Consider the following 8,661-nt stretch of genomic DNA (forward strand, 5'->3'; position numbering starts at 1 on the left):
CGACAAAAAAGGGGGAGCCACGCAGAAGAGCGCGGCGATGGTAAATTAGTTGACGTCAAAATGATATCATTTGGCTATACAAGTGCTATTTGACCCGCAACGGTTGCGCCGCCATGAACGCCACCGGTAGCAGCGGCAAGGCAGGCCCGCCACAACAGCGGGCCTGCCGCACGGGTCAGAGCTTGGGCAGTTGTCCGACACGCCCCATCATTTCCGTCACCACCTGCAGGTCCAGAAGGAACTGCTCCACCGTCTTGAACTCGTTGTCGTTATGCCCGGTGTATTTGACGTCGGGCATGGCCAGGCCGAACTGCACGCCGTTGGGCAATTCATGCACCGAGGTGGCGCCAGCGGAGGTGCCGAACTCGTGCTTCATGCCCAGGTTCTCGCTGGCAACCGCCAGCAGCGCCTTGACCCATTCACCCTCGGGGTTGCGGTACATCGGCTCGGCGATCGAGTAGTCGAAGGTCGGGGTAATGTGGCTCTGCTTGCTCCACGCATCCAGCTTGGCGGCGATTTCACTCTTCAGGGTTTCCGGGCTTTTGCCCTTTGGCACCCGCAGGTTGACGGCCAGTTTCAAGGCTTTGTCATCCAGGCCGACGTAGGTCAGCGAGGTGGTCAGCGGGCCCATGAAGCTGTCGGAGAAACCCACGCCGAGCTTGCCGCCCAGATAGTCCAGGCCCCAGTTGTCGGCGGCGTAGCGGGCGGCGTCGGTGATGTGGTTGTGCTTGAGCGCGACCTTGCCGTCGAGGCCGTTGATGAAGTCGAGCATCCGCGCCACCGGGTTGACCCCGGACTCAGGTTCAGAGGAGTGTGCCGAGACGCCGGTGACGGTCAGCTTGACGTCCTTGCCGTCGACCTTGGCGCTGACCTCGAAGTTGCCGCCATTGGCTTTGGCATACTCAGCGCCGGCTTTTTGCAGGGTCGCAGCCAGTTCGGCGGGCTTGTCGGTCACCAGGGTCGCCACCGAAGTCGAAGGGATCTGGTTGGTGGCCAGGCCACCGCTCAGGGTGGTGATTTCTGCGCCGTTGCCTTCACCTGCGCGTCGGGCAAAGCTGGCCATGACCGTGCCGTAGCCTTTCTCGGCGATCACCACCGGGTAGCCGCCGTCCAGCGCCAGGTTGTAGTTGGGCGTCGGGTTGCGCTCGAAGTAGTAGGGGATTGCGTCGCCGGTGGTCTCTTCGGTGGTGTCGACCAGCAGTTTGAAGTTGCGTGCCAGCGGCAGCTTCTCCTCCTTGATGATTTTCATCGCGTACATCGCCACGACGATGCCGTTCTTGTCGTCTTCGGTGCCGCGGCCGTACATGCGATCGCCAATCAGGGTGACCTTGAACGGGTCAAGGCGGGTGCCGTCCTTGAGTACCCAGTTCTCCGGCGTCACCGGCACCACGTCAGCGTGGGCGTGGATGCCGACTACTTCATCGCCCTGGCCTTCGAGGGAGATTTCATAGACACGGTTGTCGATGTTACGAAAGTTCAGGTTGAAGGCCTGGGCCAGGCCCTTGATCTTCTCGGCAATTTTGATGAATTCGGGATTGTCGTGCTGCTCGATGCCGTCGACCCGGAAGGTCGGGATGGCCACCAGTTCACGCAGCGTCTGGGTGGCTGCATCGCCGTACTTGACTCGCGCATAGATGCCCAGCAGGCGATGGATTTCGTTCTGTTGTTCAGCCGTCAGCTGCTTGTTGGCGAGGAAGGCGGCGATGCTCTGGTCGAGCTTGTCGGCCTTGCCGAGTTCGCTTTTCGCCACACTGGCGAGGAACTGGCGGAAATCCTTGACCGAAGCGTCGCTGAAGCTTTTGAGAATGGCTGCGCTTTGCTGTGGGGTGAGGTTGGCATAGGCAGACGTGGTGATCGATGCCAGGCCAGCCAGCATCAAGGTGGCCGCAGCCAGTTTTTTCAGGGCGAAATTCATTGCGGGGGGGCATTCCTTTGCAGGCAAATGATGAGAAAGGATGGATGCAACAAAACATTTCCAAGCTACCACCATGAGGGCCTGGTACGGGAGTGCCTGAAGTGGGATGTGTCGCACAGAAACGTAAAAGCGACGCAGAAACGAAAAAGTGCCGTGAGGGAATGGCTTGCCGTTTTCAGTCAGCCGCGCGCGGCTCGGGTTCGAAGCAGGCCTCCAGTGCCTCGATGTCATCAGGGCGGGGCAGGCTGATCCGGTGCGTCAACGACAAGGTCATGGCATCGGTATCGATATGCAGGGTGTCGGTGAACAGGGGGAGCGCCAGCGCTTCGCCGTTGCGCAAGTGCATCAGCAAGAAGGGCCGATGCTCGGGCAGATCCACGCAGAGCTGGCCGTTGTGGCCTAGGGCGGGAGCCGTGAGGTTGAACAGTTCGATGCGCAGCCTGGCGGGAAGAAAGTCGATTTGCTGGTCGACGGGGGCGGCGTTCCAGTAGGCAAAGTCGAAGTCGGCGGGTAACCCCGGCCAGGGTTTTGCCTGCCAGGCCTTGTCGTAGGTGCCAGCCAGGGCCAGGCGCGGTGCCCAGGCCCGGCCCACCACCCCGAAGCCTGCCGGGCAATAGCCGTAGGTGGCAGACAGCTGAGCCATGTCGGCGGCACTGATGTCGCCGTCCGGGTGGTGGGTGATGTGCAGGTGGGTGACCGGCCTGTCGAGTGCCTCGATTTGCGGGGCCGCCAGGCGCTGGAGCGGCGCGTCCATCGACCAGGCGTGTTTTTCATGGCGCTTTTCGATCCAGCCTCGGCCCAGGGGATTGCTATAGCAGACCTGATGGAGCAGGTAGGGATCTGCGCAAGTGTCGGGGTAGCCGGGGTTGGGCAACACACTGCTGCCGCCGAAGGCATACTCCCAGCGCAGCGGCACGCAGGTGGCAGGCTCCGCGGCAGACAAGCGCCAGCCGCTGAACAGACCATGTTCAAAGTGACGCGGGCCGCTGAAGCGCAGCTGCTTGTCGAGCAGGGTGTCGCGAGCGATACAAGGTTGTTCGCCCTGGGGCGCGCTCAAACGGATGCCGGCAGTCCAGGACGTTGCCGGTTCGCCGCCGGGGGCGTAGGCATGGCCGTTGACGATCACATCGCAGCGCGGTTTGAACGGCGCCAGGTCGCTTTCTTCATAGACACTGCTCTGGCCCTGTTCACCGAAGTAACGATCGGCTGCGCAGAGCAGGGCCGGTTCATCAGCCATCATTTCGGCACTGCAGTGCCCTGGCTGGCCGGCAATCGGCAGCAGGCGATAACCAACCTTGATGACCACCACGGGATGTTCGTTGCCCCGAGGGTCGAGCGCGCTGAAGCACACTGCGGCAAAGGGCGTCTGGTTGTGAAATTCCATCGTGGGTCCTTGAATTGATGTCGACATCCTTGCCGTTGATTGGGGTCGCGCCCTGGGCTTGTACCTGCAGGGGAAGCGTCAGGGGAATCTAGGTGGGTGGGGCTTGGCGCCTCAAGAGAGGGGATGGAAATCAGACGCGTCCTACAGTGCCATTTGCTTTTGTCTGTCAGATATGTCGGAGGAGATCTTGATCTTTGTTGAGTAGGGGCTGTTTCTTTTACGGGCATCAAGGTGCCGTCCGTGATTCCAGATCCAGATCTTCCGGCCATTTCACCTTGGGCGCGAGGCGCCGAGCTAGATTGAAGGTGACCTTTTCGTTGTTCCAGTCGCGGGGTGGGCGAGGGAAGGTAGGGAGCGCCTGCGGCCCCTGTTGCATGAACAACTGAGCCAGGGCCCAGTACATTTCACCCTGCTGGATGCCGTGGGCGAAATGGAAGCGGTCGATGACCTTGTTGGTGCCGGGGCTGACCACGGCGAGGGTGACTGTTTCGATGAAGCCGCCAGTGCCCATGGGGCCATACACGCTACAGGCCTCAGCGCGTAAATCGTCCCAGTTGTAAGTTTCAACCCGTACCCCCCAGGCGCTGCGGCTGAATGGCCGGCGTCCGTCATGAAGGAAGCGGTAGACGTAGACTTTGCGGCGCAGGCGGTTGAAGCGAATGGGTTGGTCGCGGGGGGCTTCTACGTCCATTCTCCAACAGTAGATGCCTCCCCATACGCTTGTGATGAAGGTAATGGTAAAGGCTATGCTGATAATAAGTGAGGGCGCACTTTCTGCCATTGAGATATAGGCAGACAGGATAGATATCGCAAGTATGGAACAAAAGAACAGAAAGACCGATAACCAGATACCAATGCCTTGCGCTCTCAGTTTTGCACATGCCAGTTCAAGGTAAACGTCATCTACGTAGTTGGGAGGGGTTGAAGATACTGATGGATGTGGTTGTCTGGTCGGGGGAAGGTCTGGGGTCGTTAAATCGTACTTCCAACCTGGGGCCGGTTTATCGAGTAAAGGAGAGATGAAGGGCATAAATGGATTCCAACAAACCGGAAAATGGGTCTGCTCGCACCTGATTTGCTTTTCTCAGTTAACGGCATCGGTTCAGGTGTGGAGACTGGGGAATTGTTAAATTCAAGGTGCCGACCTTGACTCAAGGTCCATGTCTTCTGGCCATTTCACCTTGGGCTCGAGGCGCCGGGCGAGATTGAAGGTGACCTTTTCGTTGTTCCAGTCGCGGGGTGGGCGAGGGAAGTGGGGTAATGCCTGCGGACCTTGCTGCATGAATAGTTGGGCCATGGCCCAGTACATTTCGCCTTGTAGAATGTCACAGGAAAACGGGAAGCGATCTAATACCTCGTTTGTACCTGGCTTAAGAACACTAATTGTTATGTTCTCTACTCTGGCTGTTCCAGGAACATAGCCTCTACAGGCTTCTGCGTGGAGGTCATCCCAATCGTATGCTACCGGGAGTACCCCCCAGGCAGATCGGCTAAAAGGAAGAAGACCATTATGGAAAAAACGGTATACATAGACTTTGCGACGGAGGCGGTTGAACCGAATAGGTTCGTCTCGGGGGGCTTCGGTGTCCATTCTCCAGATATAAGCGACTAGCCACAATCCAATGAGCGTAATTCCTAGTTCTGATATATATAAAATTGGAGGTAGGGCGGTGGGGGCACTAAAGCTGATAAGGACAAAAAAATAAGCCTGTGCAATTGTTGTTGCAGCCATACACGCTGCACACCAAAGCCCGATTCCACGAATCCACGCCGTGGAGCGGGCAAGTTCCAAATATATGTCATTTACGTGATTTGGCGAATTCGCCAGCAATAGAGGGGAAGGCTCCATAGTTGGTGGCTGGTTCGGACGTGGCAGGTCGTACTTGCGCCCTGGAGCCGGATTGTCGAGAAAGGGTGGACTATATTTCATAGCGTCGTCAAATATGTACATTGGAAAGTGCTCTCTATGGCGTTTTGGTCGCGGCTTATACGTTCTGCTTGGGCAGTAGCGAGTGGTTGTTGCAGTCAATGACCACCAAGTAGCGAGTCTCACAGGGGCGATATGGCCAACCAAAACCAGACGACTTTTTCGCCGTCGATGGTCGGCATCGGGGCCTCGTATTCGAAAAAGCGCTTGCTGCCAGTTTTGTACTCACATACCCATGTTCCAGGATATGGACACAGTGACCCACTGAGTACACGAAGCCCGAAGCCAAGCCAGCGCCAGCGCACAATCTGATCTGCATGAAGCGGGAGCAGATCATTCACGCGCAGTTCGCATGACACGCACGGGTCGCTCTCAAGTTCCCAGCGCCCTGCGCGAGGAGCTGGCTCATGGCTGTTGGCGTAACGAGCCGGTTCCGGCGGGGTCTGGTCGGGGTCGCGCTGCCAGATAACAAAGCCGTCATCCGACTCATTGCTCAAGTGGGGCAGGATGTCCCCCTGTTCAAACACTCGGCGGCTGTCCGCCTGGCCGACCATGCGCCAAACCCCGGCTTGGAGGCATGGCATACCGGCGACGGCGCATGCCGGTGCAGGTGGTAGAGTGCACGTCTTCGTCGGCAGCGCGCCAACGCGCATGAAGGGTGTAGGCCAGTCGCTGTCGGCGTCAAAGCGGCCCATCCAGCGACGGCCGTCCGCGTCGGTGAAGCGCTCGTTGGGATCGCCGTCCCATTGACCAAATCCCAATAACCCCAAGTCGTCGTAGCGAATGGGCTTTAACAATTTGTTCAACAGCATTGGCAACTCAGGCACGCCATACTCGGCGGGATAGAGCTCCGGTTGTTCGCCCAGTTCGATCCATAGGCCGCTTTGCAATTCGGTGATACTGATGCGCGGATGCGCCAGGGCGTTGTGCACTTGCTCACGCGTCAGGTCAAGTTTCTCGCGCCAGGGGTCGGCGAGCAAAAAGGCCCACGTGGGCGGGCGAATGCCGTTGAGTAACTCGTTGTCCATTCCGTACGGGTAATCGATATCCAAGCCGTAGAACGCAGGCGTCAAGGCGCGCTCCCAGGTTGTGACGGCGGCACGTGTGCCGAACTCCAGCGGGTTGGCCATGGCAAAACCGCTATAGACCTGGTCGGCTTTGAGCCGGTCGATGGTCTTGAGCACAAATGTGCGCCACGCCTCGCGGTTGTCCAGCCACCATTGCCAGCGGTAGTAAAAGACAATGGATGAATAGGCCGTTTTCCAGTCGGCTGCTTTGAACTTGCTGCGCCAAAAGTAGCCGGCCGTCGTCGGTGAAGAGGCATGGTTTTCTTCATCGGTGAACTCGAAGACAAAGTATTCGTACGGCTCAGTCTTTCTTGCCAGTTTTCGAAGGTCAGGGCGGTGCAATGCATCATAGCGACGAGGGCGTGCAGCGGCGCCGTGCATGAAGATGCTATAGGGGTACCCGGCCAGGTGTTCAAACTCCTCGTGAATATCAACTAAGAGTGCTGAAGCTTCTTTGTTTTCTTCCTCTTTTGGTAAGAAGTAAAAGGTGATGTATGGTGTAACGCTATAAGTGGCTTCTGTGTTGCCAGACTCCGAGTTTGGCCATTCTTTTAGTAGTTTGACAAACAAGTCCCGCTCTTCGGAGGTGAATAATTGGTGAGTAGTGCTCATGGCTATCTTTTCTTCCGTGTTTGTGCCGATGGGGTTTTTTTCTTTTCTTCCGCTTCAAAGCCAGTGCAATCTTCCGGAACCCGCAGCAGTGCTACTTTTTCTTTGCCGATCTTCTCTCGATTCACCCCGGATTTTGGCGTCATGAGGTCGACGTATTCCTTCATCTGTATCGCCTTGGCCCAATCCCTGGGGAACTTGATTTCGACTGCCGCAAAAACGTTTTCGATTTCAAAGGGTTCTTGTCGGTACTCGACTACCACCAAGTCCGGTGCAAGGCTTCCCCGAGGTCGCGGCCAGAATGACGTCACCTTGCCAAAGCGCTTGGGCCGTGTCGGTGGTTCACCCAGCAGAGCTTTGCTGCTAGCACGGTTGTAATTGGGTTCAGCCTTGAGTGGGCTGTGCCAGTCCAGCGCTTCGTCAATGGCTTCGAAAAACAACGAGGCAGTGAGTTGCTTGAGTGCGATCTCGATTGTGCTGTTGACCAATTCATCACCAATCTTCTTGCGAATCCGTCGAGGTGTTTTGATGGGTATTTGCAACGCAGTGGTACACACCTGGCTAATGGCAGGGCGAAAGGGAACCTTGCGCTCAATGAACTCCTTGAACGTTATATTTTCATTGCCTCTTCTGGATACGGTGCTATTGCCACCGTGGTCGACTTGAGCAAAGGTTGAACTTTTGCTGTCAACTTCCTGCGCCATCTTCTCTATGGTGGCTTGAAGAACTTGCTTGATCTTGTTTCTGCGCTCAGTAATCTCGTGCGCGAATTCGGCCAGATCTGCTGCGCTCTTTACTGCCTCAGAAACCTGATGCGCCCTGTAGGCGCGATAGGCGGTCTCGATTACACGCGCAATAGCGGCGGGGGCTGGCATCAGTCATCTACTCCCATGTAATAGTCAATCAATGCGTCCGGAAACAATTCATCTGCACTGTACTCAGCAGCTTGCCAGTCGATCGCAGCCACTTTTGACTGCCAGTCCTCGGTGATCCGTTGGTCTTCACGCATGACGGCCTTATGGACCTGCACGGCTTGGACGTTCTCGGTTGTCACCCAATCGGTTTCGCCTGAAGTGCGGGTCAAGCCTTCGGCGAGTACGCTCGCGCCAGTACTGATGCGGTAGCGGTAACCTGAGAAGGCGCGTTGATCGTTCTTCACCAGTGTGTAGCGGCCCAAGAAATTGCCGAGTGGAGCGGGAGAGGGAGGTGCATGGGTAAACGAATTACCCGATCCGTTTGCATCGCTGGTCACCATTCCCTTGAAATGAATGGTCAATCCGTCGAGGGTGATGCCCCTGGAATCGATGGTGATACTCCCGCCAGCGGCCTTGAGCTCGATTCGCTCGCCTGCGGCAACTTCGAAGCGGGTAGTCTTTTGCTCGATACTGTGGCAGGCAGACAGCTGATAGGCGTTTCTCACCGAATGCTGGGCGTTCCCTCCAACTTCGGAGTGATAGTCAGCGGCAATCTTCTCTAATCGATTGTTGGCTACCTCCTCGATACGATCGCCACCGATGTTGAGCGAGTGGTTGCGGCCAATGGTCTGAAAGCGATCACGCCCCACCTGCAAATACTGATCCTGCCCAACCTCAACCCGCTCATCGTTACCCACCCGTTCGCTGCGGTCGTGGCCGATCTCGATCTGCTCATCGCGCTCGACCTTCTCACTGCGATCATTGCCAACAAACACCCCATTGTTGTGCTTGATATGAACGTTCTTGTCCTTCTCGGCATGGATGAACACCTCTTCCTGCCCCAG

The 8,661-nt window shown here is 57.2% G+C and carries 7 protein-coding genes; all 7 read right to left on the reverse strand.

Annotation, left to right across the window (positions count from 1 at the left end):
• Positions 1 to 175: 175 nt before the first annotated feature.
• The gene (locus tag ABIE20_RS25115; RefSeq protein WP_429508080.1) at positions 176 to 1,915 is read right to left on the reverse strand and encodes a dipeptidase; all 1,740 of its coding nucleotides are present in this window, start codon (positions 1,913 to 1,915) and stop codon (positions 176 to 178) included.
• 175 nt (positions 1,916 to 2,090) lie between these two features.
• A complete protein-coding gene (locus ABIE20_RS25120; RefSeq protein ID WP_429508082.1) occupies positions 2,091 to 3,299 on the reverse strand; it encodes a DUF2169 family type VI secretion system accessory protein in 1,209 nt (402 codons plus the stop codon).
• Between the two features lie 226 nt (positions 3,300 to 3,525).
• A complete protein-coding gene (locus ABIE20_RS25125) occupies positions 3,526 to 4,329 on the reverse strand; it encodes a DUF6708 domain-containing protein (protein ID WP_429508083.1) in 804 nt (267 codons plus the stop codon).
• 102 nt (positions 4,330 to 4,431) lie between these two features.
• On the reverse strand, positions 4,432 to 5,250 hold the full coding sequence (locus ABIE20_RS25130; RefSeq protein ID WP_429508084.1) for a DUF6708 domain-containing protein: 819 nt from the start codon (positions 5,248 to 5,250) through the stop codon (positions 4,432 to 4,434).
• Positions 5,251 to 5,348: 98 nt separating this feature from the next.
• The gene (locus tag ABIE20_RS25135) at positions 5,349 to 6,905 is read right to left on the reverse strand and encodes a type VI immunity family protein (protein WP_429508086.1); all 1,557 of its coding nucleotides are present in this window, start codon (positions 6,903 to 6,905) and stop codon (positions 5,349 to 5,351) included.
• Positions 6,906 to 6,907: 2 nt separating this feature from the next.
• Entirely contained in the window at positions 6,908 to 7,777 is an 870-nt protein-coding gene (locus ABIE20_RS25140; RefSeq protein ID WP_429508087.1) for a VRR-NUC domain-containing protein, read from the reverse strand.
• Positions 7,777 to 8,661, reverse strand: an 885-nt coding sequence (locus tag ABIE20_RS25145; protein WP_429508089.1) for a bacteriophage T4 gp5 trimerisation domain-containing protein, incomplete at its 5' end; no start/stop codon positions are given. The genes ABIE20_RS25140 and ABIE20_RS25145, both read right to left, overlap by 1 nt.

Source organism: Pseudomonas sp. 2835, from assembly GCF_050435905.1.
Taxonomy (GTDB): Bacteria; Pseudomonadota; Gammaproteobacteria; order Pseudomonadales; family Pseudomonadaceae; genus Aquipseudomonas.